The organism is Aquabacterium sp. (assembly GCF_041915145.1).
In the GTDB taxonomy this organism is placed as follows: Bacteria; Pseudomonadota; Gammaproteobacteria; order Burkholderiales; family Burkholderiaceae_C; genus Aquabacterium.
On sequence record NZ_JAYSBZ010000007.1, the window covers coordinates 12,106 to 38,172 of the forward strand.

Here is a 26,067-nt window from a genome sequence, read left to right on the forward strand (position 1 = left end):
CCTACAATTCGGGCGGTCTACCCCGCATTGCACAAGATGAAACCGTATTCGCACCGTTCGGACAAGAAGCCCTCGCGATTCAAGAAGTTCCTGCGCTGGAGCGGCTACCTCGGGCTGGCGACGGTGGGGTTGGTGCTGCTGGCCATGCTGGCCTATTGCCTGGTGTTCTTCAAGCCTGGCCTCGGCACCGAGCAGATGGCGGCGCAATGGGCGCCAGCACCCTCGCAGTTCGTTGATGTTGACGGGGTGCGCGTGCACGTGCGCGACCTGGGCCCGCGCGACGACCCCCACCCCATCGTGATGATCCACGGCACCGACTCGGGCATGACGGCCTGGTTCGCCTGGGCCGACGTCTTGCAAAAACGCCGCCGCGTGATCCTGATGGACTTGCCCGGCTTCGGCCTCAGCGGCACCTTGGCCGACGGCCAGGAAGGCTCGGCCGCCTACGCGCGGTTCATGCTGACCCTGCTCGATCAGCTGGGCGTGCGTCAATGCTCGCTGGTCGGACACGCGTTTGGCGGCGAGGTGGCCTGGCAGACTGCGTATCTGGCGCCCGACCGCGTCACGCGACTGACGTTGATCGCGCCGGACGGCTATCCGGTCGAGCCGTGGCGGGTGCCGCTGGACGAGAAACTGGCCAGCATGCCGGTGGTCAGCTGGCTGAACTTGTTCACCCGTTCTCGCTGGGTGGTCGAGCGAGGCATGGAAGACCGCTTCGCCGATCTGAACAAGATCACGCCGGAAATCGTCGATCGCTATTTCGCGCTGCCCCTGCACGAAGGCAACCGGCAGGCCCAGCGGGCGCGGCTGGAGCGCAATCTCTTCGGCGCGCCCACCTCGCGGCTGACATCGCTGCACCTGCCGACCCTGATCATCTGGGGTGAGCTCGACAAGCAAAGCCCGTCGGAGCAGGCTTATTGGTTCGGCCGCGACGTGGTTGGCAGCAAGGTGCTGGTGATCGACAACATCGGGCACGTTCCGCAAGAAGAAGACCCGGGCCGCGTGCTCAACGATCAGGTCTACGGTTTCGTCACCAAGTAAGCAAAATCGGTGCGCTGCGCGGGCGTCAGACCATCTGCAGCCGATTGCCGGCGTCTGCGCCGTTCTCGCCGTTCAGCTGATCGCTCTTGCGCTCTTCTTTCTTCATGAAGGCGATGAGCGCCTGATACGCCAGCAGGTTGGTGGCGATCACCTGGTCGATCGGGGTGACGTAGCCTTCGTTGGCCCAGGCCGTGGCGATGTGGGTGTTCATGCCGATCAGGCCGGCCGACAGGAAGTCGAGGTTGACGCCGTCGAGCCCTTCGTCCTTGTAGAGCAGCTTGATGAAGCCGCGCACCAGCGCCGAATATTCGGCGGCGGCCTCCTTGCCCAGGCGCTGCATGTCGCGGTTGATGCTCACGGCGTCGATCAGGCAGATACGGGCCAGCGAGGGCTCCTCGCGCATGAACTCGTAGAACGCACCCAGCGCGGCTTGGGCCAGCAACTCGGGCTTCAGGGGCGACGCGGCCAGCGCGTCGAGGGCACGTCGCTTGAGGCGGCCGATGAGGGTCGCATACACGGCCGCAAACAGACCGGCCATGCTGTTGAACGATTCGTAGAAGTAGCGCTCCGTCAGCTTGGCCGCGGTGCAGATGTCTCGCACGGTGGTGGCGTGGTATCCCTGTTCGCCGAATTTTTCGATGCCGGCTTGAATCAGCTTGTCGCGACGCAACTGCTGGCGTTCTTCAGGAGACACGCCGCCATAGCGACGCTTCAAGGGAGCAGGAAACTTCATAACCTGCCATCTTGACACGGGCGCGGCGCTTCAATTGATAGGCCTGCATTGTCAGATGATGCTTTCGTGTTCGATTTGGCGGCATCCCCCTGCCCTGGGGAAGCAATGAGGGGATACACGTTATTGACTTTGACACCTGTCAAACCTAAATTGCCGGATTGGTACTGATTGGTACCAGAAGTTCAGGGTACTTGGTTCGACGCCGTTTGGCGTTCGGCCGGCACCACCTCGTCAACCAAGCAGAAATGTCATTCATGAAGTCTTTCAAGAACAAGGTAGCCGCGATCACCGGTGCGGCGTCGGGCATGGGGCGCACGCTGGCGGTGGAACTGGCGCGACGCGGCTGTCATCTGTCGTTGAGCGACGTGAACGAGGCGGGCCTCAACGAGACGGCACAAATGGCGCGGCAGCATGGCGTGAAGGTCACCACCGCGCGGGTCGATACTTCGTCGCGCGAGGTGGTGTACGCCTGGGCCGACCAGACCGCGCGCGACCACGGCAAGGTCAACCTGATCTTCAACAACGCCGGGGTGGCGCTGGCAGCGGCGCTCGACAGCGTCAAGCCTGAAGACTTCCAGTGGATCATGAACATCAATTTCTGGGGCGTGGTGTGGGGCACGCAGGCCTTCTTGCCGCACCTCAAGGCATCGGGCGATGGGCATGTGATCAACACGTCGAGCCTGTTCGGCCTGCTCTCGGTGCCAGGCAATGGCACCTACAACGCCAGCAAGTTCGCCGTGCGCGGCTACACCGAGGCGCTGCGCATGGAGCTTGAAGTGATGGGCTGGCCAGTGAGCGCAACCAGCATCCACCCGGGTGGCATTCGCACCAACATCGCTCGGGCGGCGCGCATGGACCCGGGCGCCAAGGCCATCACCGGCATGGAGCCCGAAGAAGCCACCAAGAAGTTCGACAAGCTGCTCAACACCACCACGGCCGAAAGCGCGGCCCGGCAGATTCTCAAGGGGGTCGAGCGCAACGCACGCCGCGTGCTGGTGGGCCCCGATGCCTGGTTCCTCGACAAGGTCGTGCGCCTGCTGGGCTCGTGGTATCAGCCGCTGATCACCAGGTCGACCCGCGCGATGGGGCGCCGCTGAGCGCGCCATGAGCGCCCCAGCCCAACCGGGTCGCCCGGCTTCGACCATCGAGCGCGCGGCCACGCAGCCGGTGGTGCGTCGCTTCGCCCCGCCGGACACGCTGCGTGAAAAGGCCTTGGCCGCGCTGCTGCGCTTGAGCTTGCGCCTGACGTTCAAGGTGTTTGTCGGGCCGCCGTGGCCCTTGGCCGTGCAGCGCGGCGTGACCCATGCGCTGTCGGCGCTGATGCCGCCCACTGGAGGCGTGAAGATCACCCAGACGCGCATCGACGGGCCGGCCGGGGCGATGGCGGTGGAACGCATTGCGCCGCGCAACGTCAAGCCGCGCCACGCGATCCTGTTCATGCACGGCGGGGCCTTTTGCGTGGGCAGCCCGCGAACGCACCGCGCCATCACCACGCGCCTGGCCGCCTTGGCGCAGGCCGAGGTGCTGGTGCCGCATTACCGGCGCACGCCCGAGGCGCCGTTCCCGGCTCAGATCGAAGACGGCGTGGCGGCGTACCGGCGCTTGCTGGCTGACGGCTACGCGCCCGAGCGTCTGGCCATTGCTGGCGACTCTGCCGGGGGCTCGCTGACCCTGCTGGTGCCGCTGGCGCTCAAGCAGCAGGGGCTGCCGCTGCCGGCGGCGCTGGTGTTGATGTCCCCCCTGACCGACACCACCTTCAGCTCGGCGAGCATGCGCGAGAACCAGTCGCTCGACCCCATGCTGCGCAGGGGCTGGATCGATCAGGCCGCGGCCTGGTATGCCGCGCCGCACGATCACCCGCTGGCCGCGCCGCTGGATGGCGATCTCGGCGGCCTGCCACCGGCGCTGGTGCAGGTCGGAACAGACGAAATGCTGCACGACGATGCGCGGCGCTTCACCGAGCTCGCGACGCGGCAGGGCAACCATGTCGAGCTCGAAATCTACGAGCGTCGCTGGCATGTCTTCCAGATCCACGGCGGGCTGCTCGAAGGCTCGCTGGCCGCGCTGCAGCGCCAGGTGGCGTTCTTGCGGCGGCAATGGGGGCGGTGAAGTCCTGACACAGTTCTACGCGGAATCACGACCATGAGCATTCAATCGTTTGTCGTCAACCAGGTGCTGCGCCTGACCTTCAAGCCCAAGCGCGGCACGCCGCTCAACGTGACGGCCGCGCGCAAGAAGGTGGCGCAGGCGGCGCGTCGCAATCCGCCGGTGCCGAAGGACGTGCGCCACGTGCCGGTGCCGGCCAGCGCGGCCTCGGGCCTGTGCGCGGCCGAGTGGCTGAGCGTCGAGCGCCCCGCGCGCACGGTGCTCTACTTTCACGGTGGCGGCTACTTCTTCTGCGGGCTCGACACGCACCGACCGGTCTGCGGCTACCTGGCCCGCGTGGCGCAGGCGCAGGTGCTGTCGGTGGACTACCGCATGGCGCCCGAGCATGTCTTCCCGGCGGCGGTGGATGACGCCGTGGCCTGGTACGCGGCCTTGCTTCGGCAGGGCGTTTCACCCGCCAACATCACCGTGGCCGGCGACTCGGCCGGGGGCGGCCTGGCCGTGGCCTGCCTGCTGGCGGCGCGCGAGCGCGGCTTGCCCATGCCGGCTGCCGCGTTGCTGTTTTCGCCCTGGGTGGACTTGGCCTGTTCGGGCGAGACCATGCACACACTGGCCGACGCGGATGTGATGTTCCAGCCCGAGCTGCTGCCCCAGGCCGCCGCGCTGTACGTGGGCGACAAGCCCCTGACCGAACCGCTGGCCTCGCCGCTGTATGCCGACCTGCGCGGGCTGCCGCCGATGCTGATCCACGCCAGTCGGCATGAAATTCTGCTGTCCGACTCCACCCGGTTGCACGAGCGGGCCCGGGCGGTGGGCGTGGCCAGCCAGCTGCTGCTGCGCGATCGCCTGCCGCACGTGTGGCCGACCATGGTGATGCTCCCCGAGGCGCGCCGATCGCTGAAGGAATCGGCCCGATTCATGGAACAGCACACGCGCTGACCGGCTCGGCGCTCATCTGGCGGCGGCCGCGCTGCTACAGTGCCGGCGTGCCCCCTTGCTGTCCCGACTGTCTGTCTTGATGAAAACTCTGCGTTGGCTCAAGCGCATCTTTGTTGCGCTGTTGTTGTTGGGCGCCACCTTCGCGATCTCGGTGATGCTCACGTGGGCTCCCGATCGCCAGCTGGGGCAGCTCGCCGCGCGCTGGGCGCCGCCACCGTCGAAGTTCATCGAGCTGGCCGGCATGCAGGTGCACCTGCGCGACGAAGGCCCGCGCGACGACCCCGAGCCTCTCGTGTTGCTGCATGGCCTCTCGGCCAGCCTGCACACCTGGGAGGGCTGGGCCACCGGCCTGCGTGGCCAGCGCCGCGTCATCAGCATGGACCTCCCCGGCTTCGGCCTGACCGGGCCCTCGCCGCAGGGCGACTACCGCATCGAGGCTTACGCGCGCTTCGTGCTGCAGCTGCTCGATGCGCTGAACGTGCAACGCTGCGTGCTGGTCGGCAATGCCATGGGCGGCGAGATCGCCTGGCAGACGGCCTGGGTGGCGCCCCGCCGCGTGTCGGCGTTGATATTGGTCGACTCCTACGGCTACCCGGTGTCGCCGCTGGCGGTGCCGCTGGGTTTTCGTCTGGCGGCCACGCCCGCGATGCAGTGGTACACCGACCGCGTGCTGCCGCGCTCGGTGGTCGAGTCGAGCGTGCACAGCGTGTTCGGCGACGTCACCAAGGTGCACCCCGACGTGGTGGATCGCTACTACGAACTCGCGCTGCGCGTGGGCAACCGCACCGCCTTGCGCCAGCGCTTCGAGCAGACCGACAACGGGGCGCAAGCTGCGCGCCTGAAAACGCTGAAGGTGCCCACGCTGATTCTGTGGGGCGGGCGCGACCGCCTGGTGCCGCCCGAGCACGCCTTGCGTTTCAAGGCCGACATCGCCGGCAGCCAGCTGGTGATGTTCGACGACCTCGGCCACATCCCGCAAGAAGAAGACCCCGCCCGCACGCTGGTGCCGGTCAAGGCCTTCCTGGGGGCGCACACGGGCGCGAACCTCAATCGCGCTTCGGATACCCCGTGATGCGCTGGATCTCGCCGTAGAGCGGGGCGAGCCGGTCGTACATGTGCCGGTAGACGCGGCCATAGAGCGCGTCGTACAGATCGGCGTGCGCGGCGATGGGCTCGAACACCCGTTCCACCCGCGTCATGCTGCGCACGGCCGTTGCGAAGTCGGCGTGCAGACCCAGGCCCACCGCGCTGTCGATGGCGGCACCCAACCCCGAGGTTTCGAAGGTGTGCGGACGCCCGACGGGCAGGTTGAAGATGTCTGCCGTGAGTTGCATGGCCGCGTCCGACTGCGAGCCGCCGCCTGACACGCGCAGCTCAGTGATCGGCACCTTGGTCTTTTTCTCGATGCGCTCGCGGCCATCGCGCAGCGCGTAGGCCAGGCCTTCGAGGATGGCGCGGTAGACGTGGGCTCGCGTGTGCACGTCGCCAAAGCCGATGATGGCGCCCTTGGCGTCGGGGCCCGGGTGGCGGATGCCCGGCGACCAATACGGCTGCAGCATCAAGCCCATCGAGCCCGGCGGCACGGTGGCCACGAGTTCGTCGAACAGCGCTTCGGGCACGATGCCGGCCTGCTCGGCGGCCATGCGCTCGTGGTGGCCGAACTGCTCCTTGAACCAGCGCACCATCCAGTAGCCGCGAAAGATCTGCACCTCGCTGCTGTAGTGCTCGGGCAGCGCGGCCGGGTAGGGCGGCACCAGCGGCAGCGCCTCGACGTAGCGCTTCGAGGTCACGTTGATCGTGGCCGTGGTGCCGTACGACAAGCCCCCCACGTGCGGCTCGATGCAGCCCGCCCCCAGCACCTCGCAGGCCTTGTCGGCCGCGGCGGCCATCACCGGCAGGCCGGCCGGGATGCCGGTGTCGAGCGCGGCCTGGGCGGTGATCTCGCCGAGCTGCGCGCCAACCGGCAGCAGCTCGGGCAACTGCTCGGGGTCGATGGTCATGGCCTGCCACTTCCAGTCCCAGCGGGCGGCCCAGCGTTGGTGCCGAAAGTCGAACGGCAGGTAGCCGACCTGCGAGCCGATCGAGTCCACGTAACGGCCGGTGAGCTTCCAGTTCAGCCAGCCCGACAGCAACAGCAGCTTGTGCGTGCGGGCCCACACCTCGGGGTGGTGTTCCACGATCCAGTTGACCTCGGCCTGGCGCTGGAAGTAGCGGATCGTGTCGGTGACGCCGAGCGCGCGAAACGCCGCGCGCCACAGCGGGTGGATGGGCGGCAGTCGGGTGGCGGCACGTTGATCGAGCCAGCTGATGGCGGGGTGCAGCGGCTGGCCTTGGCGGTCCACCGGCATCACCGTGCCGCGCTGCGTGGTCACCGCCACGCCGCGCAGCGCCGGGCGCAGGTGGCCGTGGTGCGCCCACAGCTTCTGGCATGCCTCGGCGGTGGCGTGCCAGAAGCCGTTCACGTCGTGTTCGAGCCAGCCGGGGTGCGGCGCGGCGTAGTCGTCGAAGTGGACTTGGGCTTTGCCGACGATGTGGCCGTGCAGGTCGATCAGCAGGGCGCGCACGCTTTGCGTGCCGCAGTCGATGGACAGCAGCAGCTGGTCGGGGCGGCGGGTGCTCATGCCGAGGCTCCTGGTTCGCTGGCGGGCACGCCGTAGCTGCGCTCGATCAGCGCGCGGTAGCGGGTGCACTCGTGCTGCCAGCGGGCATCGCTCCAGCCCAGCTCGCTCATCATCAGGGCGCGCAGCGGGCTGGTGTCGGTCAGCAGCTCGGCGGCACCTTGCGGCAGCAGCAGGCCCAGTCGCGTGCGGCGCAGCAGCAGGTCGTCGAGGTGGTGCACGGCTTCGTGGCGCGCGGCCCAGCGCAGCTCGGCCCACCACGGCGAAGTGCCGGCCACGTTCTGGCATTCGTCCGGTATCGCCGTGGCCACGAGATGCTCGGCCCAGGCGCCGTGCCGCCCGATGAGCCGCTGTTGTTGCGGCGCGGGCAGCCCTTGCAAAGCCGGGCCGGGTGCGACCGCCACGAAGATGGGCCGCGCGGTGCGGGTGTCGAGCGCGCGTTGCGGCAACAGCCGGGCCACGTGGCGCAGCGCATCGAGCGCAATGGCGCGGAAGGTGGTGAGCTTGCCGCCCGTCACCGTGATCAGACCTTGTTCGCTCAGCACGATGTGGTCGCGCGTTTCTTTCGACGGGTCGACGTCGGGCCCGCTGCTCACCACCGGGCGCACGCCGGCGTAGGTCGAGAGGATGTGCTCGCGTTGCAGACCGAGCTGCGGGAACGCGAAGCGCAGCGCTTCGAGCAGGTAGCTCACCTCGGCGGGGGTGATGCCGGGCTCGTCGTCCAGCGCGGCGCGGTGGTCGAGATCGGTGGTGCCGACCAGCGCCACGCCCTCCCACGGAAAGGCGAACACCGGGCGGCCATCGCGCGGGTGAAAGAGGCTGATCGACTGCGCCACCGGCAGCCGCCACAGCGGAAAGACCAGGTGGCTGCCGCGCAGGGGCCGCAGGCACGGGGCGGCGCCCACGTCGCGGCGCAAGCCATCGGCCCACACGCCGGTGGCGTTGACGACCGCGCTGGCTTGCACGCTGAAGCGCGTGCCGTCTTCGCTCACCATCTCGGCGCCACAAACGGTGCCATCGTGGCGCAGCAGGCGTTCGACGCGCACGTAGTTGCGCACTTCGGCGCCCAGACTGCGGGCCTCTTGCAGAACCCGCCACACGAGTCGGGCGTCGTCGGTCTTGGCGTCGAGATAGGTCGAGCCGCCCAGCAGGCCGCTGGTGCGGGTGTGCGGCGACAGCTGCCCGACGGCACTCGCCGAGTGAAAGGCACGGGTGTGCTGCTGGCCGAGCCAGTCGTACACCGTCAGCCCCAGGCCCAGCAGACCGCGGCTGGGCGAGCGGCCGGCGTAGTGGTTCACCAAAAAGCTTTGCGTCTCGACCAGGCCCGGCGCGTCGTGCAGCAAGTGGCGCCGCTCGCGCACCGATTCGCGCGTCAGGCCGATGGCGCCTTCGCGCAGATAGCGCAAGCCGCCGTGCACGAGCTTGGACGAGCGCGACGACGTGCCCCAGGCAAAGTCGCGCGCCTCAACCAACAGCACCTGCAAGCCACGGCGCGCCGCTTCGAGCGCGATGCCGGCGCCGGTGATGCCGCCACCGATCACCAGCAGGTCGAACGAGGCCTCGCCGCTCATCACGCGTCCCCAAGCAGGTTGCCGGGGGCCATCAGGCCTTGCGGGTCGAGGTGCTGCTGCAGCGCGGCGATGGCGGACACGCCCATCGGGCCTTTTTCGCGCAAGAACCAGGGCACGTGGTCCTTGCCCACGCCGTGCTGGTGGGTGATGGTGCCGCCGTGCGCCGCGATCGCGTCGCCCACGGCCGATTTCAGCGCCTGCCAGCGGCGCAGGGCGCTGGGGTAGTCGGCGCCGATCTTGTAGACGAAGGTCGTGTAGACACTGGAGCCTTGCGCGTAGACGTGCGACAGGTGGGTGTAGCAATGCGTCTGCTCGCCTTCGCGGGCCAGGGCCTGGCGGCCGGCGGCTTCCATGGCGTGCATCAGCGCGTCGACGCGCGGCCAGTCGCACGACGACTCCATCGTGTCGACGGCGTAGCCCGCGTCCCACAAGCTGTTGCGCAGGTAGACGCTGTGAAAGCGCATGGCCGCCCACTTCTTGCCCAGCAGCGTGCCGGTGGACACGCCGCCATGCCGCCGCCAGACGCGCGCAGCCAGCCGGCGCATGGCCTGCACCTGACGGCGCTCGCCCGTGAAGCCCGCGAACATCAGGCACTTGCCGTCGGCCACGCCGCGCCAGGCCAGCAGCCGCTCCAGCCAGCCGATGGCGTTTTCGTGGCCGGCCATCTTGAGCGACGTCATCGTCTCGATGGGGTTGGACAGCCGCAGCATCGACAAACCCAGCCGGGCCTGCGCCAGCTCGCGCACGGCGTTGCGGCCAGCCTCCCACGACGGGAAGAACACGCCGATGAAGTGCTCGGCCTCAGGCAGCCGACTCACCCGCACCGTGGCCTCGGTGAGCACGCCCAGGCGGCCCTCGCTGCCCATCACCCACTCGCGCAGATCGGGCCCGGCGGCCGAAGCCGGGTAGGGCGTGATCGACCAGTCGCCGCGCGGCGTGACCAGCGTGCCGCCGGCAAACAGTTGCTCGATGCGCCCGTAGCGCGCCGATTGCTGGCCCGACGAGCGCGTCACCACCCAGCCGCCCAGCGTCGAGTAGTCGAAGCTTTGCGGAAAGTGCCCCAGCGTGAAGCCTTGCGCGCGCAGTTGCGCTTCGAGGTCGGGCCCGGCCACGCCAGCCTCGAAGGTGGCCAGCTGCGCCTGCGGGTCGAGCGACAGCAGCCGCATCATGCGGCCGAGGTGCAGCGTCAGCACGGGCTGGTCGCCCACGGGCATCAGGTGGCCGACCACGCTGGTGGCGCCGCCGCAGGGCAGCACCCGCACGCCGTGCTGGGCGGCCCAGTCGAGCAGGGCGCGCACGTCGGCGGTGTTCTCGGGCCAGGCCGCGCCGTCGGTGACGCGGTCGATTTCGCCGAAGCGCAGTCGCAGCCAGTCGAAGGCCGATTGGCCGAAGCTGGCGCGCAGTCGGGCCTCGGGGCTGGTGTCGATCGGGGTGCGCAGCGGGGCCGTGTGGGCCAGCGCTGTCAGCTTCGAGGGTTGGGCTGCCACGCGGGCCAGAACCTGATCCAGCGAGGCGTCGCGCGGCGGGGTGCCGGCGCCGAGGGTCTGCGCCAGAAAGCGTTGCGCGGCGGGCTTGAGGGGCTCTTGGATGGCGGGGTTGCCCCAGCCGTTCCAGCGTCGGTTCAGAACCATGGTGGCTATACTCGTTTTCGATTCTTGATGCGCAGATCGTGCCGAGTTTCGCGCGATCTGGCTTGTCGTCGGCCGACAGCCGTTTTGTCCAAACATGCCAGATCACAGCCCAGATGCCTTGGGTACCCAGGTGTCGGTTCCTCCCGCTGAACAAGCCCGCGTGGTCGGCGCCTACGCCCTGACTGCGCTCGAATACGCCGAGTCCGTGGGGGTCGATCGGGCCGCGCTGGCCCAGGCCGCCCAGCTCGACGCCGCGGCGCTAGCCGATGCCAGCACCCAGACCGGGCACCTCAGCGTGGCGCAATACGTCAACCTGCTCGAAGCCGCCGCGCGCCTCAGTGGCGACGCCTGCTTCGGCTTGCATGTGGGCGAGCGGGTGCGCTTGTCGAGCTACCCGTTCTACGGCCTGGTGGTGTGCGCCTGCCCGACCTTTCGCGCGGCCTTCGAGCAGACCCAGCGCTACGAAGGGCTGGCGCACGACCTGGGCCGCTCGCGCCTGGTCGAGCAAGGCGGCGTGGCCACCTACGCGTGGGACTGTCCCTGGCTCGACCGCCTGCCGTCGCGCCACCTGTGCGAGAGCGTGCTCACGGGCATCGTCACCTTCGCCAACTGGATGGCCAACGCGCGCCTGCCGATCATCGAAGTGGGCCTGCCCTATGCCGCGCCGGGCGCCGACGTGCAGGCCGAATACCAGCGGATCTTTGGCGCCCCGGTGCGCTTCGAGGCCGACGTGACCTACGGCTGCTTCGATGCGGCGCTGCTCGACATGCCCGTGCGCAACAACGACGCCAGCATGTTTGCCGTGCTGCAGCGGCGGGCCGAAGAGCTGCTGCAAGAGCGCCAGCGTGCCGTGCAAAGCCCTCCCGTGGTGGCGCAGGTGCGCGGCCAGCTCGCCGCACTGCTGGCGCAAGACCGCGCGCGGCTCGACGACGTGGCCCAGGCGCTGGGCATCACCCCGCGCACCTTGCAGCGCAAGCTGGCCGAGGTGGGCACCACCTACCAGCGCGTGCTCGACGCCGTGCGCCGCGAGTTGGCCGAGCAGCTGCTGCGCGACCCGCAGCTCAACTTCACCGACGTGGCCTTCTTGCTCGGCTATCACGAGCAGAGCTCGTTCAACCGCGCCTGCCGCGAGTGGTTCGGCACCACGCCGGCCCGTCAGCGCGAGCGTCTGCTCCAGGCGGGTTGATCGCACCCACCGAGCCGAATGTGCGGATTCGCACGCCCCCGCCCACCGCTGGCGGAAAACGCTAGTCAAGTTCGGGGCGCCCGCACCCGAATATGCGGCGGGATGTGCCGGCCCGTCGATCGGCACCGTGCCGGTGGGAGCCGATGGATCACCTGTTCGCATTGATGCGCTGGATGGCTCGCCGGCCGGGGTGCCGGTGGGCGCGCGCGGTGCTGGTCTGCAGCCTGCTGGGGCTGTTCGGGGCCAGCCCGGCGTGGGCATCGGACGCGGCGCCGGCCGTGGAGCTGGGCCCGGCCAGCCTGGGCCGCCTCCTGGGCCGCCAGATGCAGGTGCTCGAAGACCCGACCGGCCAGCTGACCCTGCAACAGGTGCTGGCGCGGCCCGAGCGCTTCGAGCCGAGCACGCGCGAGGTGCCCAACTTCGGCTTCACGCACTCGGTGTACTGGTTTCATCTGCGGCTGGCCAACCGCGCGTCGGGCGAAGACAACTGGCTGCTCGAAGCGCAGTACCCGATGATCGACCGCTTCACCTTCCACACCGTGCTCGACGGCCGGGTTCTGGGCAGCACCGAGGGCGGGCGCGCCTTGCCGTTCAACCAGCGTGCCATCAAGCACCGCAACGTCGTCTACCCGATCGACGTGGCCAAGGGCCAGGCGGTGGACGTGTACATCCGCGTGCAGACGCGCAGCTCGCTGCAACTGCCGCTGGCGCTGTGGACGCCGCACGCCTTCATGGCGCGCGACCACGAAGAGCAACTCGCCTTCGGCCTGTACTACGGCGTGCTGGCCGCGATGCTGCTCTACAACCTGATGATCTACCTGTCGATCCGCGAGACCAGCTACTTCTACTACCTGCACTACATCGCCGGCTACATCGCGTTCCAGATGTCGCTCAACGGGCTGGCGTACGAATACCTCTGGCCCGACTCGCCGCGCTGGGGGGCGGCGGCGGTGCCGATCCTGATCTGCGTGGCCTTGATCGGCATGGTCAACTTCAGCCGCACGTTTCTCAACCTGCCGCAGCACCTGCCGCGCGTGGCCGTGGGCATGCGCGGGGCGGTCTACGGGCTGGGCGCGATCGCCGCCTTGGCGCTGGTGGCGCCCTACGGGCTGGTGATCAAGCTGGCGGTGATCGGGGCGCTGCTGTCGGCGGTGGCCATCTTCGCGGTCGGCACGGTCTGCCTGGCGCGCGGTGTCAAGCAGGCGCGCTACTTCATGCTGGCCTGGACGGTGCTGCTGGCGGGCATCGCGCTGTATGTGCTCAAGACCGTCAACCTCGTGCCCAGCATGATGCTGACCGAATACGCGCTGCAGATCGGCTCGGCGCTCGAGGCGGTGCTGCTGTCGTTCGCGCTGGCCCAGCGCATGACGATCCTGAAGGAAGAAAACGCCCGCATCCAGGCCGAGGCCACGCACAAGCTCGAGCAGCGCGTGCGGCAGCGCACCCGGCAGCTCGACGAGGCGCTCAAGAATCTGTCGACCGCCAACACGGCGTTGCAGGCCATGAACCTGATGGACGGCCTCACCGGCATCAAGAACCGCAAGCACTTCGACAACCAGCTGTCGAGCGAGATCAAGCGTTCGTCGCGCGGCGAGCTGTCGCTCTCGTTGCTGCTGATCGACATCGACCACTTCAAGCACGTGAACGACGAGCACGGACACCTGGCCGGCGATGCCTGCCTGCGCGCGGTGGCGGGCGCGATCCGCGCATGCCTGAATCGCCCGAGCGACGAGGTGGCGCGCTATGGCGGCGAGGAATTCGCCGTGGTGCTGCCGCACACCGACGCGAACGGCGTGACCGTGCTGGCCGAGCGCATTCGCGGCGCGGTCGAAGCAATGCGCTTCGAGTTCGAGGGCCGGCACATCCCCCTCACCGTGAGCGTGGGGTGCTGCTCGGCGGTGCCCACTCGCTCGTGCCCGTCGGAGACGCTGATCGCGGCGGCGGATGCTGCCCTGTATCGCGCCAAGCACGAAGGGCGCAACCGCGTGTGCGCGGCGCCATTGGGCGGCCCGCGCCCGGCGGCGGGTGCCGACGCGGTCGAGGCCGCCCCCTGCGCCTGAGCGCCTGGTCAGGCGTTGTAGCTAATGGTGTTGCTGGCCTGGGTGCTGGTGCCGCCGTCTTGCGAGAACCACTGGTCCTGCTGGCCGCCGTGGTGCTGCATCTGCTGGCCCAGCGAGCTGAAGATGTCCTGCATCTTCTGGCGGAAGTCGCTCACCTCGCTGCTGCTCAGGCTGCCGTTGCCGTCGCTGTCGATGGCGTCGAACAGCTTGCCGAGCTGATCGCTGGCGCTGGAGCCGCTGGTGCTCGACGTGCCCGACGTGCCGCTCGCGTCGGTGCCGCTGCTTCCCTCGCCCTCCCCGTCTGGAGGCGGCCCCGGGGGCGGGCCCTGCATCTGCATGCCGCCTTGCGCGCCCATCATCTGCGCGAAGTCGCTGGTCGAGAGGCCCATCTGGCTCATGCCGTTGTTCGATGACTCGCCCTGCGGCTTGCCGGCCTCCAGCTCGGTCTGACTGATGCTGCCGTCGCCGTCGGTGTCGAGCTTCGAGAAGTCCGGCTTGTGTCGGCCGGGGCCGTGAGCGCCCGAGGCGCCTTGCATGGAGGAATAGCTCGACACGTTGAGGGTCGAGCTGGATATCGAGGTCATGGGCTTTCCCTTTCCTGTCCGATTGCGAAAGACGGCACGGTCGGGCAGGTTGCCGAAGCAGCCCGGCTGCACCATGGCCCCGCGGCGCGAGGCACTCGCATCGCGGGGTGTGGCCACTGTGCGCGGGCCGTGTATCGAGGACTTGTCTGCTTTGTATCGCGTCCCTCACAACGTAAACCGGCCGGTGTTCGCGGCGCAATTCGCGGCATCGCGCGCGGCAGGTCGTGCCTAAGCTCGGGGCATCGGCTGTTCACCCGGCCATTCGCCCTTCACGCCATGACCGCCTCGCCTCACCCGATTGCGCACATTCTGGTTGTCGACCCCGACGTCGACTCCGGCCGCATGCTCGCCCTGTATTTGCCGGGCTTCGGCTACCGGGTCACGGTGGCGGCGACGCTTGCCGATCTCGACGAGTGCCTGCCAGCCCAGGCACCCGACCTCATCGTGGCGGACTCGGCCTTGCTGGCCGGCAACGCGGGCCGCGCGGGCCAGGCCTTGCGCGAGCGCACCGCCACGCCGTTCATCCTGCTGTGCGGCGCGGCCACCTCGGGCGACCGGGCCGACGGGCTCGACAGCGGCGCGCACGACGTGATGTCCAAGCCCTTCGAGCCGCGCGAACTGGTGGCGCGGGTGCAAGCCGTGCTGCGACGGGTCAAGGTGCGTGCCGATCAGCGTGCCGGCGATCAGACGGTGCGCGTGGGGCGCTGGATGCTCGACACGCGCGAGCGCCGCTTGTTCTCCGAGCAGGGCGTGAACGTGTCGCTCTCGTTGGCCGAATACCGCCTGTTGATGACCTTTGTCAGCCAGCCGGCGCGCGTGCGCAGCCGCGACGAGCTGATGGATCTCGCCCGTGGCCGCCACCTCGACGCCTTCGAGCGCAGCATCGACCTGCTCGTGTCGCGCCTGCGCCAGAAACTGGGCGACGACCCGCGCGAGCCGGCGCTGATCCGCACCGTGCGCGGCCAGGGCTACGTCTACAACGCACCCAACTGACCCCGCCTCGGGCGACGGCCTCGGCGCGCCCCCCGATCGACCTGGTCGCCCGACCAAGGTGAATCACCAGTTGCCGACGTCTCGAGTCTCTGCACAATGCTGGTACCTCAAGGTACCGGCACGCCCGGCGCCGCCGCTGACCGAACCCTAGCGAGAGCCCCATGAGCATCCTCCAGGCCGATTTGCCGCTCGAACAACTCAAAGCCCGCTGGGCGAACCCGACCTCGCGTTTCATCGAGCTGCAAGGCATGCAGGTGCACCTGCGCGACGAGGGCGTGCAGGGCGACCCCGTGCCCATCGTGCTCGTGCACGGCACCAGCGCCAGCCTGCATACCTGGGAGGGCTGGGTGGCCGCGCTCAAGACCGAGCGGCGCGTCATCACGATGGACATCCCCGGCTTCGGCCTCACCGGGCCTGAGCCCGTGGGCAACTACCACATCGACCGCTACACCCATTTCATCCTCGGGCTGATGGATCAACTGGGCGTGAAGCGCTTCGTGATCGGCGGCAACTCGCTGGGTGGCGAAATTGCCTGGCACGTGGCGGCCGCGGCGCCGCAGCGCGTCGAGCGGCTGATCCTGGTGGACGCGGCGGGGTTCAAGCGCCTGCCCGACGGCATGCCCGTGGGCTTCATGCTCGCGTTGCTGTCGGCCAAGCTCGGGCTGGGCTGGCTGCTGAGCCGGGTGCTGCCGCGCGGCGTGGTCGATTCGAGCACCCGCTTCGTCTACGGCGAACCGCGGCGCATCACGCCGCAGGTGGCGCAGCGCTACTTTGATCTGCAATTGCGCGCCGGCAACCGCCGCGCGCTCGGGCAGCGGCTGGCCCAGCACAACATGGGCCGCGACGTCGCCCAGCTCGCGCGCCTCGTGATGCCCACGCTCATCATCTGGGGGCGGCGCGACCGCATCTTCTCGCTGGCCCAAGGCGAAGGCCTGCATCGCGCCATCAAAGGCAGTGAACTGGCGGTATTCGACGACCTGGGCCACGTGCCGCACGAAGAAGACCCGATCCGCACCGTGGCCGCGGTGCGGCGTTTTTTGGGGCTTGAGGTCGCAACCGGCCCGGCGCAGCGCCGCGCAGCCTGAGCCGGCGCAGCGGCATCACTCCGTGTGGTGATGCATGTTGTCGTGCATGTGGCCTTGCATGTGCTCGTGGTCGGCGCCGCTGGCCGCGCCGCCTGGCATGCCACCACCCATCGGCGCGCGGGCGGTGGCCTTCACGTTCACGGTCTCGCGCTTCTTGTCGGCACCCTCGAACACCAGCGTCAGCGGCACGGTGTCGCCCGCCTTGATCTGCGCGTTCAGATCCATCAGCATGATGTGATACGAGCCGGGCTTGAGCTCGACGGTCTGGCCGGCGGGCACGTCCAGGCCCTTCACGGCGCGCATCTTCATCACGTCGCCCTGCATCGACATCTCGTGGATCTGCACCGTCTTGGCGGCCGGCGAGCTGACCTCCACCAGGCGCGTGGCCTGATCCGAGCGGATCTGCATGAAGGCGCCGGTCGGCATCTGCTTCGACACGGTCGAGCGCACCCACGGCTCTTGCACGGTGACGCCCGCCCAGGCATGCATCGAGGCGAGGGCAGACAGACTCAGCAAAGCGGCGCGCACAGCATGGTTCATGGTTGGTCTCCAGTGGTTGAGAGAAGTGAACAGCCGCCGATTGTGCGCCGCTTTGCCGTGCCGGCACGAGCCCGTCAGCCGCGCACCTTGGCCGCGACCTCGGCCACGCGCTGGCCGAACAGGCGGGCGGTTTCGAGGTCGCCCGGCAGCATCTCGTCGACGCTGGCATCTGATGGCGTGGATGCCATCGCACCGCTCGACGAGGCGACGTAGTTGATGTCGTTGCGCGTGGCCGACTTCTTGTTGCTGGGCAGCATGCCCGTGCCGACCCAGATCATGCTGTGCTGCATGGCCAGCGTGAACAGGTAGTGCAGGGTCGAGAGCTTGTCGCCGTTCATCGAGGCCGAGTTGGTGAAGCCGGCGGCGATCTTGTCCTTCCAGTTCTGCGTGAACCAGGCCTTGGACGACGCATCGGCGAACCTCTTGAACTGCCAGCTCACGCTGCCCATGTAGGTGGGCGAGCCCATGATGATGGCGTCGGCCGCGGCGAGTTGCTCCCAGCCGCCTTCGGGCAGGTTGCCTTCGGCGTCGATGGGCAGCAGCGACGCGCCCGCGCCGTTGGCCACGGCCTCGGCCATGCGCTTGGTGTGGCCGTAGCCGCTGTGAAAGACGACGATGATCTTCTTGCTCATGATGATTCCTTGGTTGTGAGGTGAGAGAGAGGTGGGATCCGCTCAGTTGGCGGGGGCCAGGTCGAACAACAGCACCTCGGCCTGATCGCCTTGGGCGAAGTGCAGGGCCGCTTCGTTTTCGACCTTCAGGGCATCGCCCGCTTCGAGCGTCACGCCGTTGACGCTCACGCGGCCCAGGGCCACATGCACGTAGGCGCGGCGGCGCGCGTCGAGCTTGAACTCGGCTTGCTGCTCGCCATGGAAGTGCCCCAGGTAGAGCGCCGCGTCGGCCTGCATGCTCAGGGAGCCATCGCGCCCGTCTGGCGACACGACCAGCTGAAAGCGCCCGTCGCGCTCCTTGGCGGCGAACGGCTTCTGTGCATAACCTGACGAGGCGCCGATCGTGTGCGGCTGGATCCAGATCTGCAGCAGATGGGTGGTGTCGCGCACCGAGTGGTTGAACTCGCTGTGCAAGATGCCGCGCCCGGCGCTCATGCGCTGCACTTCGCCGGGGCGGATGGTCTCGCCGTGGCCCAGGCTGTCCTTGTGCGACAGCTCGCCCTGCAGCACCACGGTGATGATCTCCATGTCGCGGTGACCGTGCATGCCGAAGCCCGTGCCGGGGGCGACCCAGTCTTCGTTGATCACCCGCAGGTTGGCGAATCCCATGTGGGCCGGGTCGTAGTAGTCGGCAAACGAAAAGCTGTGCTGGCTCTTGAGCCAGCCGTGGTCGGCATAACCTCGTTCAACACTGCGGCGGGGGGTCAGCATGGTGGGCTCCTGATCGGTGATGCCGGGGTTGCGTGCGGTTCGTCGCGCAACTCGCTGGCATGGATCTCACTGTAGAAGCCGCCCCCGGCGCCATCGTGCGCCCTGGGCTGATGGCATCATTCAACGCCATTGAACGATCGGGCGACCTGCCCCGCCAGCCATGACCGACCGCCGCCACGTGCTCACCCCCGACGCGCTTTCGATGATGGACATCATTGCCCGCACCGGCAGCTTTGCCGCGGCGGCGCGCGAGCTGGGCAAGGTGCCGTCCGCGCTGACCTACAACGTGCGGCAGCTCGAAGAGGCGCTCGACGTGCTGCTCTTCGATCGCCGCTCGCGCCAGGCCCAGCTCACCGCCGCGGGCGAGGAGCTGCTGCGCGAGGGCCGCCGCCTGCTGATGCAGATGGACGCCGTCGCCAACCGCGTGCAGCGCGTGGCGCAGGGCTGGGAGGCCCAGCTCACCATCGCCATCGACAACGCCATGGCACCCCGTGCGCTGTTCGACCTGATCGCCGCCTTCTACGAGCTGCGCACCGAGCTGCCGGGGGCCGCCGCACCAGCGGCCCCGCCCACGCGGCTCAAGGTGCGCAGCGAGGTCTTGTCCGGCACCTGGGAGGCGCTGGTGTCCGGCGAGGCCGACATCGCCATCGGCCTGCCGGGCGACCGCACCGGGCCGTCGATCCAGTGCGCGCCGCTGGGCGACATGGAATTCGTGCTCGTCGTCGCGCCGCACCACCCCTTGGCCGCGCAGCCCGACCCCATCTCGGTCGAAACGCTGGCGGCGCACCGCATCATCACCGTGGCGGATACCGCTCGCGACCTGCAGCCTGTCACCGTGGGCGTGCTGCCGGGCCAGGACGTGCTGACCATGCCCAGCATGGCGGCCAAGCTCGAAGCGCAACTGCGTGGCCTGGGCTGCGGCTTCTTGCCCGAGCCGCTGGTGCGTCGCCACATCGAAGCGGGCCGGCTGGTGCAAAAGGCCACCGACCAGCCCCGGCGTGTCACCGCCATCCACTACGCCTGGCGCCAGACCAGCGCGCAACCCGGCAAGGCCTTGGGTTGGTGGCTGCAGCAGCTCGAAAGCCCGGCCACGCGCAGCGCGTTGCTCGCGCAGCACGAAGGGCTGATCTTGTGACGAGATCGTGAAATATTCCCGCTCCAAAGGGTGTGCGTACAACCCCGCCTATGGATCGAGCGGCCAGCGCGTTAGTCTGTGACAATCGCAGGGGAGCCGACGGTTTGGTCGGGCCGCTGAACTTTGATGCAGCAGGTGTCGCAATGCAACAAGTAACTCGCACGATCGCCATGGCGCTGCTGGGGGCATCGGCCCTGGCCGCGCAGGCTCAAACGGCCACGCACCTCTATCTGCTCAATGGCAGTCTGGCCGACGAAATGGGCGGCCCGGCGTTGGTGGCGAACGGCGGCACGCTCGGCGTCAATGGCTACACATTCGGCCTGAACCAGGGGCTCAGTCTGGCCAATGCGTTGCCGGCCTCGGTCTACACGGTCGACTTGCAGTTTTCGTTCGACGCGCTCGGCGGCTGGCGCAAGATCGCGCAATTCAAGGGCGACGGCAGCGACAACGGGCTCTATGCCTACGGCGACCACCTGCAGTTCTACCCGCAAGCCACATCGGCCGACAGCGTCTTCACGGCGGGTCAGCTGGCCCGGTTGACCCTCACGCGCGACGCCGCCGGCCAGTTCTCGGCCTACATCAACGGCGCGCCGGTCTTGGGCTTCAATGACGGCGGTAGCGCCGATGCGACGTACTCTGAGCCGGCGGCCCTGGGAGTCTTCTTCCGGGACGACCACTACACCAACGGCTACGAGGCGGGCAGCGGCGTCGTGCGTTATCTGCGCGTGTACGACCAAGCCTTGTCGGCCGGGCAGGTGGCCGTGCTGAGCGTACCCGCCATCGACCCCGTGGGGGTGGTGCCGGAGCCGCAGGCCTGGGCCCTCATGCTCGCGGGCGTGGCCGCCTTGACGCTCGCCCGGCGCGGCAACCGACAACCGGGCTGATCGCGTCTGGCTGTGCGAGCGGCACGCCGTCCGGCGTGGCACCATCGCGCACCGTGAATTGCAACGACTCATCCGTGGCCGGCTACGTCGGCCGCTTCGCGCCTTCCCCCACCGGCCCGCTGCACGCCGGCTCGCTCGTAGCCGCGCTCGCCAGCTGGCTCGACGCGCGCGCCCATGGCGGCACATGGCTGGTGCGTATCGAAGACGTCGATGTGCCCCGCTGCGTGCCGGGCGCCGACGCCGTCATCCTCCATCAACTCGCCGCATGTGGCTTGCTGCCGGACGGCATCGTGCTCTACCAAAGCCAGCGCGGCGCGGCGTATCAGCAGGCCCTCGATCAACTCGTGGCCCAGGGCGACGCCTACCCCTGCGCCTGCACCCGACAAGACATTGCGCGCCACCACGCCGAGCACGGCCACTTGCGCGAGCGTCACGGTGAACTGGTCTACCCCGGCACCTGCCGGCCCGAGAACGGCGGGCTGAAAGGCAAGCCGGCCCGTGCGTGGCGCATGCGTGTGCCGAGTGGCGATGCGGCCCTCATTCATTGGCAGGACCGCCTGCTCAGCCCGCAAAGCCAACGGCTGGATGTTGAAGTGGGCGACTTCGTGCTCAGGCGCGCCGACGGCCTGTGGGCGTATCAGTTGGCCGTGGTGGTGGACGACGCTGCTCAGGGCGTGACCGACGTGGTGCGCGGCGCCGACCTCGCCGACAACACGCCGCGCCAGATCTGGTTGCAGCAGCGCCTGGGCCTGCCCACGCCGCGCTACCTGCACACGCCGCTGGTGCTGGGCGCCAACGGCGAAAAACTCAGCAAGCAGAACGGCGCGCAGGCGGTGGACGTGAGCGACCCGGCCGCGGCCGTGAAAGCAGCCGCGCGGGCTCTGAGGTTGTCAGCGGTCGATGCGGTATCCGGCGCCTTGCCGGATGTGTTGGCCGCGCTGGTCGGCCGGTGGCAAGAACGGTTGACTTGATTGATGGGGGGGCGACTGGGCCCCCGCCACCCCAGTGTCAACCCTGGATGCGATCCAGCGCTGCTTGCAGGCTGGCGACCGTGCGATCCACGTTGGCCAGTTTGTCCAGCCCGAACAGCCCGACGCGGAAGCTCTTGAAGTCGGCCGGTTCGTCGCAGCGCAGCGGCACGCCAGCGGCAGTTTGCAGGCCTTGGGCGATGAAGGCCTTGGCGCTGTGCAGGCCGTCGTCGTCGGTGTAGCTCACCACCACGCCGGGCGCCTTGAAGCCGTCGGCCGCCACGCTCTTGAAACCGCGGGCTTCGAGCAACGCGCGCACCTTGGTGCCGAGCTCGACTTGCTTGGCACGCAGCGCCTCGAAGCCGGTCGCACGCGTTTCAAGCATCTGGGCGCAGGTTAGCGTGATGGCGTCGGTGGGCAGCGTGGCGTGGTAGGCGTGGCTACCGCCTTCATACGTTTCCATGATCTGCAGCCACTTCTTGAGGTCGGCCGCGAAGCTGGTGCTGGTGGTGCTGTCGATCGCAGCGCGGGCGCGCTCGCCAAGCATCACGAAGGCGCAGCCGGGCGAGCCGCTCCAGCCTTTTTGAGGGGCGCTGATCAGCACGTCGACGCCGGTGGCCTGCATGTCGACCCACATTGCGCCCGAGGCCACGCAGTCGAGCACGAACAGGCCGCCCACGGCGTGCACGGCATCGGCCACGGCCTTCAGGTAGTCGTCGGGCAGGATGATGCCGGACGCGGTTTCAACATGCGGCGCGCAGACCACGCCGGGGCGGTGCGTCTGGATCGCGTCGATCACCTCGTTGATCGGGGCAGGGGCGAAGGCGGCTTGGCGGCCGGCGGCCACGGTGCGGGCCTTGAGCACGACTTCTTCAGACGGGATGTTGCCCATTTCGAAGATTTGCGACCAGCGGAAGCTGAACCAGCCGTTGCGCAGCACCAGGGCCTTCTTGCCGGTGACGAACTGGCGCGCCACGGCTTCCATGCCGAAGGTGCCGCCGCCCGGCACCAGCGCGACCGATTTGGCGTGGTAAACCTCTTTGAGCACGCTAGACAGATCACGCATCACGCGCTGGAACTTCTGCGACATCTGGTTGAGCGAGCGGTCGGTGAAGACGACCGAGTATTCGAGCAGGCCATCGGGGTCGATGTCGGGCAGCAGTCCGGGCATGGTGAGTCCTTCGGGAACAAGCAAATTCGTTCGGGCCAGCTTAGCACCGGCCTGTGACGCTGTTGGGGCGCGGGGCTTTGAACGCGGGGGAGGGCGAACCCGAGGAGCGGCGCGGGCCGCCGCGCTCGTGGCGCTTTCGTGGCTTACTCGTGACGCAGCGCTTCGATGGGGTCGAGGCTGGCCGCGCGCCGGGCCGGGAAGTAGCCGAAGATCACCCCGATGGCCGCCGAGAAGGCGAACGACGCGAGGTTGATGGTGGGGTTGAAGAGATAGGGCACGTCCATCAGACGGGCCAGGCCGATCGACGCGACGGTGGCCAGCGCGATGCCGGTGAGCCCGCCCAGCGACGACAGCACCACCGCCTCGATCAGGAACTGCAGCAGCACCTCGCGCTCCAGCGCGCCAATGGCCAGACGGATGCCGATCTCGCGGGTGCGCTCGGTCACCGACACCAGCATGATGTTCATGATGCCGATGCCGCCCACCAGCAGGCTCACGGCGGCCACGGCACCGAGCAGCGCGGTCATGACCTTGGTGGTGCTGGACATCGCGTCGGCGATCTGCTTGGTGTCCATCACGTTGAAGTTGTCGTCGTCGCTGTCGGCCAGGCGACGGCGCTCGCGCAACAGTTGCGTGATCTGGGCCTGCACGTGAGCGGTCGAGGCACCGTCTTGCACCGACACGCGAATGTTCTGCACATCGAGGTTGCCGGTGATGCGACGCTGCATGGTGCGCAGCGGCATCACGATGGTGTCGTCCTGGTCGGTGCCCATGGCCGATTGACCCTTGGACGCCAGCACGCCGATCACCTCGCACGAGAAGGCCTTGACGCGGATGTCGCTGCCGATCGGGTCCTCGCGATTGAAGAGCTGCTTGCGCACGGTTTCGCCGATGACGCACACGGCCTTGCCAGCACGCTCCTCGGCCTCGGTGAAGACGCGCCCCGAGGCCAGCGTCCAGGCGCCGGCGGTGAAGAAATCGGACGTGCTGCCGGTGACGATGGTCTGCCAGTTGTCGGCGCCGCGCACCACGGTGGCCGAGCGGCTGATGGCCGGCGCCACGGCGTTGAGGCCGGCGATCTGGCTGCGTAACGCATCGGCGTCGGCGGCCTTGAAGTTTGGCGCCACGTTGCCGCTGTCGGGCCCCATGCGCATGCGTTGGCCGGGCCGCACGATGAGCAGGTTGTTGCCCATGGCCGAGATCTGGTCCTGCACGGACTTGGTGGCGCCGTTGCCCAGCGTGACCATGGTGATGACCGCGCTCACGCCGATCACGATGCCCAGCACCGTCAAGAAGGAGCGCATCAGGTTGCGGCGGATGGCGCGCAGCGCCAGCACGAAGGTGTTCCAGAGCATCAGGCCGCTCCCTCGGCTGGTGCCGCCTCAGTCGCGTGGTTCGGCGCGTCGGACGCCACTTGGCCATCGACGAAGCGGATCACGCGTTTGGCGTAGGCGGCCATGTCGGGCTCGTGGGTCACCATCAGCACGGTGATGCCCTGCTCGCGGTTGAGGCGGGCGAGCAGCTCCATGATCTCGCGGCTGTTGTGCGTGTCGAGGTTGCCGGTCGGCTCGTCGGCCAGCAGCACGCTGGGGCGGGTGACGATGGCGCGTGCGATGGCCACGCGCTGCTGTTGTCCACCCGAGAGCTCGGCAGGCGTGTGGTCGGCCCAGCGGGTCAGGCCCACGGCGTCGAGCGCCACCATGGCGGCCTCATGGCGTTGCGCGGCCGGCTCGCCGCGATAGAGCAGCGGCAGCTCCACGTTCTCGAGCGCCGAGGTGCGTGCCAGCAGGTTGAAGCCCTGAAAGACGAAGCCCAGCTCGTGCCGACGCAGCAGGGCGCGCTGGTTGCGCGTGAGCTGATCGACCCGCTGGCCGCGAAACCAATACTCGCCGGTGGTGGGGGTGTCGAGACAGCCGAGCATGTTCATCACGGTGGACTTGCCCGAGCCGCTGGGCCCCATCACGGCCACGAAGTCGCCCGCCTGCACGCTGAAGCTGATGCCGCGCAGCGCCTGAAAGGCGGCCTGGCCTTGCCCGAAGGTCTTGGTGATGTTCTTGAGCTCGATCAGCGGAGCGGCGGCGGTCATGGCTTTGGCAATCAACGGGCGGCCGAGATCGATTCGGTGATCACGGCGTCGCCCGCCTGCAGCTTGCCGCTCGTGATCTCGGTGTGGCGGCCATCGCTGGCGCCCACGGCCACGGGCACCGCCGTGGGCACGCTGGTGCCATCGGCCTGCTTCACGAGCACCCACACCTGCTTGGGCGCGTCTTTCGACACCTTGGCCGTGGCTGGCGCACGCGGCATGCGCGGCATCAGGCTGGACACCAGACTACCGCTCGACTGACTGGCCGCCACCGGCGCCGCGGGCGGCGTGAAACGCAGCGCCGCATTGGGCACCAGCAGCACCTTCTGCCGGTGCACGGTGGTGATGGTGGCGGTGGCCGTCATACCCGGGCGCAGGCTGAGGTCGTCGTTGTTGACGGACAGCACGCCGAGGTAGGACACCACGCCATCGGTGGTCGATGAGCCGAAGTCCACCCGCTTGATGCGTGCCGGGTATTTGCGGCTGGGGTAGGCGTCGACGGTGAACTCGACGCGCTGGTCGTCGCGCACCTGGCCCACGTCGGCCTCGTCGATCTTCACCTGCAACTCCATCTGGGCAAGGTTCTCGGCCAGCGTGAACAGCACCGGTGCTTGCAGCGAGGCGGCCACGGTCTGGCCCGGCTGGATCTTGCGCGTGAGCACGATGCCGTCGATGGGGGAGCGAATCGACGCTTTGGTGAGGTTGGTTTCGTCGGATCGCAGCGAGGCGCTGGCCTGGGCCACGGCGGCGCGCGCGGCGGCGTCGTTGGCGTGGGCGCGCTTGAGGTCGGCCTCGGCGGTTTCGAGCTCGGCCTTCGAGGGCACCTTGCCACCGCTGAGTTGCGCCACCTGTTGCAGCCGGCTCAGGTTGGCCTGAGCCTGCGCTACCGTGGCTTGCTGCACCAGCACCTGGGCTTGGGCGGACTCGAGTGCGGCGCGGGACTTCACCACCGTGTCCTGCAGTTTGGACACATCGAGCCGCGCCAGCATCTGGCCCTTCTTGACGTGATCGTTCTCGTCCACCAAGACCGACTCGATGGTGCCCGACAACTCGCTGCCCACATCCACCGAGGTGGTGGGCTGCAGGTTACCGGTGGCCGACACGGTGACCACCAGATCCCCTTGTCGGGCTTCTTCGGTGCGGTAGCGCGGCGCGCCGTCGGCGCTGCCATGGCGCAGCCAGAGCACGATGGCCGCGACCAGTAGCAGCACGATGCCGCCCCAGACCCAGCGACCGTGGCGGCCGAACAGGCTGCTGGAGCCGCCCGCCTGGAGCAGCGTGGCGAGTTGCGCGGCCCGCGCGTCGTCCGGAGCAACGGCGGGTTTGGTTGAATCGTTCGAGGCAGATTGGGTCATGA

The 26,067-nt window shown here is 68.5% G+C and carries 24 protein-coding genes; 12 read left to right on the forward strand and 12 right to left on the reverse strand.

The features are described from left to right. The first annotated feature begins 36 nt into the window (after nt 1–36). Nucleotides 37–1,041 carry an alpha/beta fold hydrolase gene (locus ACE3SS_RS02365; RefSeq protein ID WP_374590872.1) on the forward strand — a complete coding sequence of 335 codons (1,005 nt, stop codon included), beginning with the start codon at nt 37–39 and terminating at the stop codon, nt 1,039–1,041. 25 nt (nt 1,042–1,066) lie between these two features. Here the strand turns inward: ACE3SS_RS02365 and ACE3SS_RS02370 are convergent, their stop codons facing one another. Then, nucleotides 1,067–1,774, reverse strand: a complete 708-nt coding sequence (locus tag ACE3SS_RS02370) for a TetR/AcrR family transcriptional regulator (RefSeq protein ID WP_374590874.1) — start codon at nt 1,772–1,774, stop codon at nt 1,067–1,069. A 254-nt stretch (nt 1,775–2,028) separates the two neighbouring features. On the opposite strand from ACE3SS_RS02370, the gene ACE3SS_RS02375 reads away from it, so the two are divergent. From ACE3SS_RS02375 to ACE3SS_RS02390, 4 genes are all read left to right on the forward strand, one after another. After that, nucleotides 2,029–2,871, forward strand: a complete 843-nt coding sequence (locus ACE3SS_RS02375; RefSeq protein WP_374590876.1) for an SDR family NAD(P)-dependent oxidoreductase — start codon at nt 2,029–2,031, stop codon at nt 2,869–2,871. Nucleotides 2,872–2,878: 7 nt separating this feature from the next. Then, entirely contained in the window at nt 2,879–3,883 is a 1,005-nt protein-coding gene (locus tag ACE3SS_RS02380) for an alpha/beta hydrolase (protein WP_374590878.1), read from the forward strand. Between the two features lie 33 nt (nt 3,884–3,916). Further along, nucleotides 3,917–4,819 (forward strand): alpha/beta hydrolase, encoded by a 903-nt coding sequence (locus ACE3SS_RS02385; RefSeq protein ID WP_374590880.1) that lies wholly within the window; start codon nt 3,917–3,919, stop codon nt 4,817–4,819. A gap of 79 nt (nt 4,820–4,898) precedes the next feature. Beyond that, the gene (locus ACE3SS_RS02390) at nt 4,899–5,891 is read left to right on the forward strand and encodes an alpha/beta fold hydrolase (RefSeq protein ID WP_374590882.1); all 993 of its coding nucleotides are present in this window, start codon (nt 4,899–4,901) and stop codon (nt 5,889–5,891) included. On the opposite strand, the gene ACE3SS_RS02395 is transcribed toward ACE3SS_RS02390, so the two are convergent. From ACE3SS_RS02395 to ACE3SS_RS02405, 3 genes are read right to left on the reverse strand one after another with little or no spacing between them, the layout of a single operon-like run. Next, the gene (locus ACE3SS_RS02395; protein WP_374590884.1) at nt 5,866–7,440 is read right to left on the reverse strand and encodes an FGGY-family carbohydrate kinase; all 1,575 of its coding nucleotides are present in this window, start codon (nt 7,438–7,440) and stop codon (nt 5,866–5,868) included. The two genes, ACE3SS_RS02390 and ACE3SS_RS02395, sit on opposite strands and share 26 nt — an antisense overlap. After that, entirely contained in the window at nt 7,437–9,008 is a 1,572-nt protein-coding gene (locus ACE3SS_RS02400) for a glycerol-3-phosphate dehydrogenase/oxidase (protein WP_374590886.1), read from the reverse strand. Before ACE3SS_RS02400 ends, ACE3SS_RS02395 begins: the two co-directional genes overlap by 4 nt. Continuing rightward, nucleotides 9,008–10,639, reverse strand: coding sequence for an FAD-binding oxidoreductase (locus ACE3SS_RS02405; RefSeq protein WP_374590887.1), 1,632 nt, complete (start codon nt 10,637–10,639; stop codon nt 9,008–9,010). The genes ACE3SS_RS02400 and ACE3SS_RS02405 overlap by 1 nt, the downstream gene beginning before the upstream one ends. A gap of 94 nt (nt 10,640–10,733) precedes the next feature. On the opposite strand from ACE3SS_RS02405, the gene ACE3SS_RS02410 reads away from it, so the two are divergent. Continuing rightward, nucleotides 10,734–11,825 (forward strand): AraC family transcriptional regulator ligand-binding domain-containing protein, encoded by a 1,092-nt coding sequence (locus ACE3SS_RS02410; RefSeq protein ID WP_374590889.1) that lies wholly within the window; start codon nt 10,734–10,736, stop codon nt 11,823–11,825. Between the two features lie 143 nt (nt 11,826–11,968). Further along, nucleotides 11,969–13,885 (forward strand): 7TM diverse intracellular signaling domain-containing protein, encoded by a 1,917-nt coding sequence (locus ACE3SS_RS02415; RefSeq protein ID WP_374590891.1) that lies wholly within the window; start codon nt 11,969–11,971, stop codon nt 13,883–13,885. 8 nt (nt 13,886–13,893) lie between these two features. Here the strand turns inward: ACE3SS_RS02415 and ACE3SS_RS02420 are convergent, their stop codons facing one another. Then, nucleotides 13,894–14,469: a hypothetical protein gene (locus ACE3SS_RS02420; RefSeq protein ID WP_374590893.1), complete on the reverse strand. Its 576-nt coding sequence runs from the start codon at nt 14,467–14,469 to the stop codon at nt 13,894–13,896. Between the two features lie 276 nt (nt 14,470–14,745). Between ACE3SS_RS02420 and ACE3SS_RS02425 the strand changes: the two genes are divergently transcribed. Both ACE3SS_RS02425 and ACE3SS_RS02430 read left to right on the forward strand, forming a co-directional pair. Further along, nucleotides 14,746–15,462: a winged helix-turn-helix domain-containing protein gene (locus ACE3SS_RS02425; RefSeq protein ID WP_374590895.1), complete on the forward strand. Its 717-nt coding sequence runs from the start codon at nt 14,746–14,748 to the stop codon at nt 15,460–15,462. A gap of 161 nt (nt 15,463–15,623) precedes the next feature. After that, entirely contained in the window at nt 15,624–16,547 is a 924-nt protein-coding gene (locus ACE3SS_RS02430; RefSeq protein WP_374590897.1) for an alpha/beta fold hydrolase, read from the forward strand. 15 nt (nt 16,548–16,562) lie between these two features. On the opposite strand, the gene ACE3SS_RS02435 is transcribed toward ACE3SS_RS02430, so the two are convergent. The 3 genes from ACE3SS_RS02435 to ACE3SS_RS02445 form a co-directional block, all read right to left on the reverse strand. Continuing rightward, nucleotides 16,563–17,087, reverse strand: coding sequence for a copper chaperone PCu(A)C (locus ACE3SS_RS02435; RefSeq protein WP_374590899.1), 525 nt, complete (start codon nt 17,085–17,087; stop codon nt 16,563–16,565). A gap of 74 nt (nt 17,088–17,161) precedes the next feature. After that, a complete protein-coding gene (locus tag ACE3SS_RS02440; RefSeq protein WP_374590901.1) occupies nt 17,162–17,719 on the reverse strand; it encodes a flavodoxin family protein in 558 nt (185 codons plus the stop codon). Between the two features lie 42 nt (nt 17,720–17,761). After that, complete coding sequence (locus tag ACE3SS_RS02445; protein ID WP_374590903.1) at nt 17,762–18,469, reverse strand: pirin family protein; 708 nt, start codon at nt 18,467–18,469, stop codon at nt 17,762–17,764. Between the two features lie 160 nt (nt 18,470–18,629). Between ACE3SS_RS02445 and ACE3SS_RS02450 the strand changes: the two genes are divergently transcribed. The 3 genes from ACE3SS_RS02450 to gluQRS all read left to right on the forward strand — a co-directional run bounded on the left by ACE3SS_RS02450 (nt 18,630) and on the right by gluQRS (nt 21,459). After that, on the forward strand, nt 18,630–19,604 hold the full coding sequence (locus tag ACE3SS_RS02450; RefSeq protein WP_374590905.1) for a LysR substrate-binding domain-containing protein: 975 nt from the start codon (nt 18,630–18,632) through the stop codon (nt 19,602–19,604). Nucleotides 19,605–19,747: 143 nt separating this feature from the next. Next, nucleotides 19,748–20,488: a LamG-like jellyroll fold domain-containing protein gene (locus ACE3SS_RS02455; RefSeq protein WP_374590907.1), complete on the forward strand. Its 741-nt coding sequence runs from the start codon at nt 19,748–19,750 to the stop codon at nt 20,486–20,488. 53 nt (nt 20,489–20,541) lie between these two features. Continuing rightward, nucleotides 20,542–21,459: a tRNA glutamyl-Q(34) synthetase GluQRS gene (gene gluQRS / locus ACE3SS_RS02460; protein ID WP_374590909.1), complete on the forward strand. Its 918-nt coding sequence runs from the start codon at nt 20,542–20,544 to the stop codon at nt 21,457–21,459. Nucleotides 21,460–21,496: 37 nt separating this feature from the next. Here the strand turns inward: gluQRS and ACE3SS_RS02465 are convergent, their stop codons facing one another. The 4 genes from ACE3SS_RS02465 to ACE3SS_RS02480 all read right to left on the reverse strand — a co-directional run bounded on the left by ACE3SS_RS02465 (nt 21,497) and on the right by ACE3SS_RS02480 (nt 26,065). Next, nucleotides 21,497–22,627: an aminotransferase class V-fold PLP-dependent enzyme gene (locus tag ACE3SS_RS02465; protein ID WP_374590911.1), complete on the reverse strand. Its 1,131-nt coding sequence runs from the start codon at nt 22,625–22,627 to the stop codon at nt 21,497–21,499. Nucleotides 22,628–22,770: 143 nt separating this feature from the next. Then, nucleotides 22,771–23,982, reverse strand: coding sequence for an ABC transporter permease (locus ACE3SS_RS02470; RefSeq protein WP_374590913.1), 1,212 nt, complete (start codon nt 23,980–23,982; stop codon nt 22,771–22,773). Further along, complete coding sequence (locus ACE3SS_RS02475; RefSeq protein ID WP_374590915.1) at nt 23,982–24,713, reverse strand: ABC transporter ATP-binding protein; 732 nt, start codon at nt 24,711–24,713, stop codon at nt 23,982–23,984. Before ACE3SS_RS02475 ends, ACE3SS_RS02470 begins: the two co-directional genes overlap by 1 nt. Nucleotides 24,714–24,724: 11 nt before the next feature. After that, nucleotides 24,725–26,065, reverse strand: a complete 1,341-nt coding sequence (locus ACE3SS_RS02480; protein WP_374590917.1) for an efflux RND transporter periplasmic adaptor subunit — start codon at nt 26,063–26,065, stop codon at nt 24,725–24,727. Nucleotides 26,066–26,067 lie beyond the last annotated feature (2 nt).

What these genes read in the sequence shown, in the direction of transcription:
- ACE3SS_RS02365 (WP_374590872.1), top strand. Translation starts at nt 37, where the DNA reads ATGAAACCGTATTCGCACCGTTCGGACAAGAAGCCCTCGCGATTCAAG.
- ACE3SS_RS02370 (WP_374590874.1), bottom strand. Translation starts at nt 1,774, where the DNA reads ATGAAGTTTCCTGCTCCCTTGAAGCGTCGCTATGGCGGCGTGTCTCCT.
- ACE3SS_RS02375 (WP_374590876.1), top strand. Translation starts at nt 2,029, where the DNA reads ATGAAGTCTTTCAAGAACAAGGTAGCCGCGATCACCGGTGCGGCGTCG.
- ACE3SS_RS02380 (WP_374590878.1), top strand. Translation starts at nt 2,879, where the DNA reads ATGAGCGCCCCAGCCCAACCGGGTCGCCCGGCTTCGACCATCGAGCGC.
- ACE3SS_RS02385 (WP_374590880.1), top strand. Translation starts at nt 3,917, where the DNA reads ATGAGCATTCAATCGTTTGTCGTCAACCAGGTGCTGCGCCTGACCTTC.
- ACE3SS_RS02390 (WP_374590882.1), top strand. Translation starts at nt 4,899, where the DNA reads ATGAAAACTCTGCGTTGGCTCAAGCGCATCTTTGTTGCGCTGTTGTTG.
- ACE3SS_RS02395 (WP_374590884.1), bottom strand. Translation starts at nt 7,440, where the DNA reads ATGAGCACCCGCCGCCCCGACCAGCTGCTGCTGTCCATCGACTGCGGC.
- ACE3SS_RS02400 (WP_374590886.1), bottom strand. Translation starts at nt 9,008, where the DNA reads ATGAGCGGCGAGGCCTCGTTCGACCTGCTGGTGATCGGTGGCGGCATC.
- ACE3SS_RS02405 (WP_374590887.1), bottom strand. Translation starts at nt 10,639, where the DNA reads ATGGTTCTGAACCGACGCTGGAACGGCTGGGGCAACCCCGCCATCCAA.
- ACE3SS_RS02410 (WP_374590889.1), top strand. Translation starts at nt 10,734, where the DNA reads ATGCCAGATCACAGCCCAGATGCCTTGGGTACCCAGGTGTCGGTTCCT.
- ACE3SS_RS02415 (WP_374590891.1), top strand. Translation starts at nt 11,969, where the DNA reads ATGGATCACCTGTTCGCATTGATGCGCTGGATGGCTCGCCGGCCGGGG.
- ACE3SS_RS02420 (WP_374590893.1), bottom strand. Translation starts at nt 14,469, where the DNA reads ATGACCTCGATATCCAGCTCGACCCTCAACGTGTCGAGCTATTCCTCC.
- ACE3SS_RS02425 (WP_374590895.1), top strand. Translation starts at nt 14,746, where the DNA reads ATGACCGCCTCGCCTCACCCGATTGCGCACATTCTGGTTGTCGACCCC.
- ACE3SS_RS02430 (WP_374590897.1), top strand. Translation starts at nt 15,624, where the DNA reads ATGAGCATCCTCCAGGCCGATTTGCCGCTCGAACAACTCAAAGCCCGC.
- ACE3SS_RS02435 (WP_374590899.1), bottom strand. Translation starts at nt 17,087, where the DNA reads ATGAACCATGCTGTGCGCGCCGCTTTGCTGAGTCTGTCTGCCCTCGCC.
- ACE3SS_RS02440 (WP_374590901.1), bottom strand. Translation starts at nt 17,719, where the DNA reads ATGAGCAAGAAGATCATCGTCGTCTTTCACAGCGGCTACGGCCACACC.
- ACE3SS_RS02445 (WP_374590903.1), bottom strand. Translation starts at nt 18,469, where the DNA reads ATGCTGACCCCCCGCCGCAGTGTTGAACGAGGTTATGCCGACCACGGC.
- ACE3SS_RS02450 (WP_374590905.1), top strand. Translation starts at nt 18,630, where the DNA reads ATGACCGACCGCCGCCACGTGCTCACCCCCGACGCGCTTTCGATGATG.
- ACE3SS_RS02455 (WP_374590907.1), top strand. Translation starts at nt 19,748, where the DNA reads ATGCAACAAGTAACTCGCACGATCGCCATGGCGCTGCTGGGGGCATCG.
- ACE3SS_RS02465 (WP_374590911.1), bottom strand. Translation starts at nt 22,627, where the DNA reads ATGCCCGGACTGCTGCCCGACATCGACCCCGATGGCCTGCTCGAATAC.
- ACE3SS_RS02470 (WP_374590913.1), bottom strand. Translation starts at nt 23,982, where the DNA reads ATGCTCTGGAACACCTTCGTGCTGGCGCTGCGCGCCATCCGCCGCAAC.
- ACE3SS_RS02475 (WP_374590915.1), bottom strand. Translation starts at nt 24,713, where the DNA reads ATGACCGCCGCCGCTCCGCTGATCGAGCTCAAGAACATCACCAAGACC.
- ACE3SS_RS02480 (WP_374590917.1), bottom strand. Translation starts at nt 26,065, where the DNA reads ATGACCCAATCTGCCTCGAACGATTCAACCAAACCCGCCGTTGCTCCG.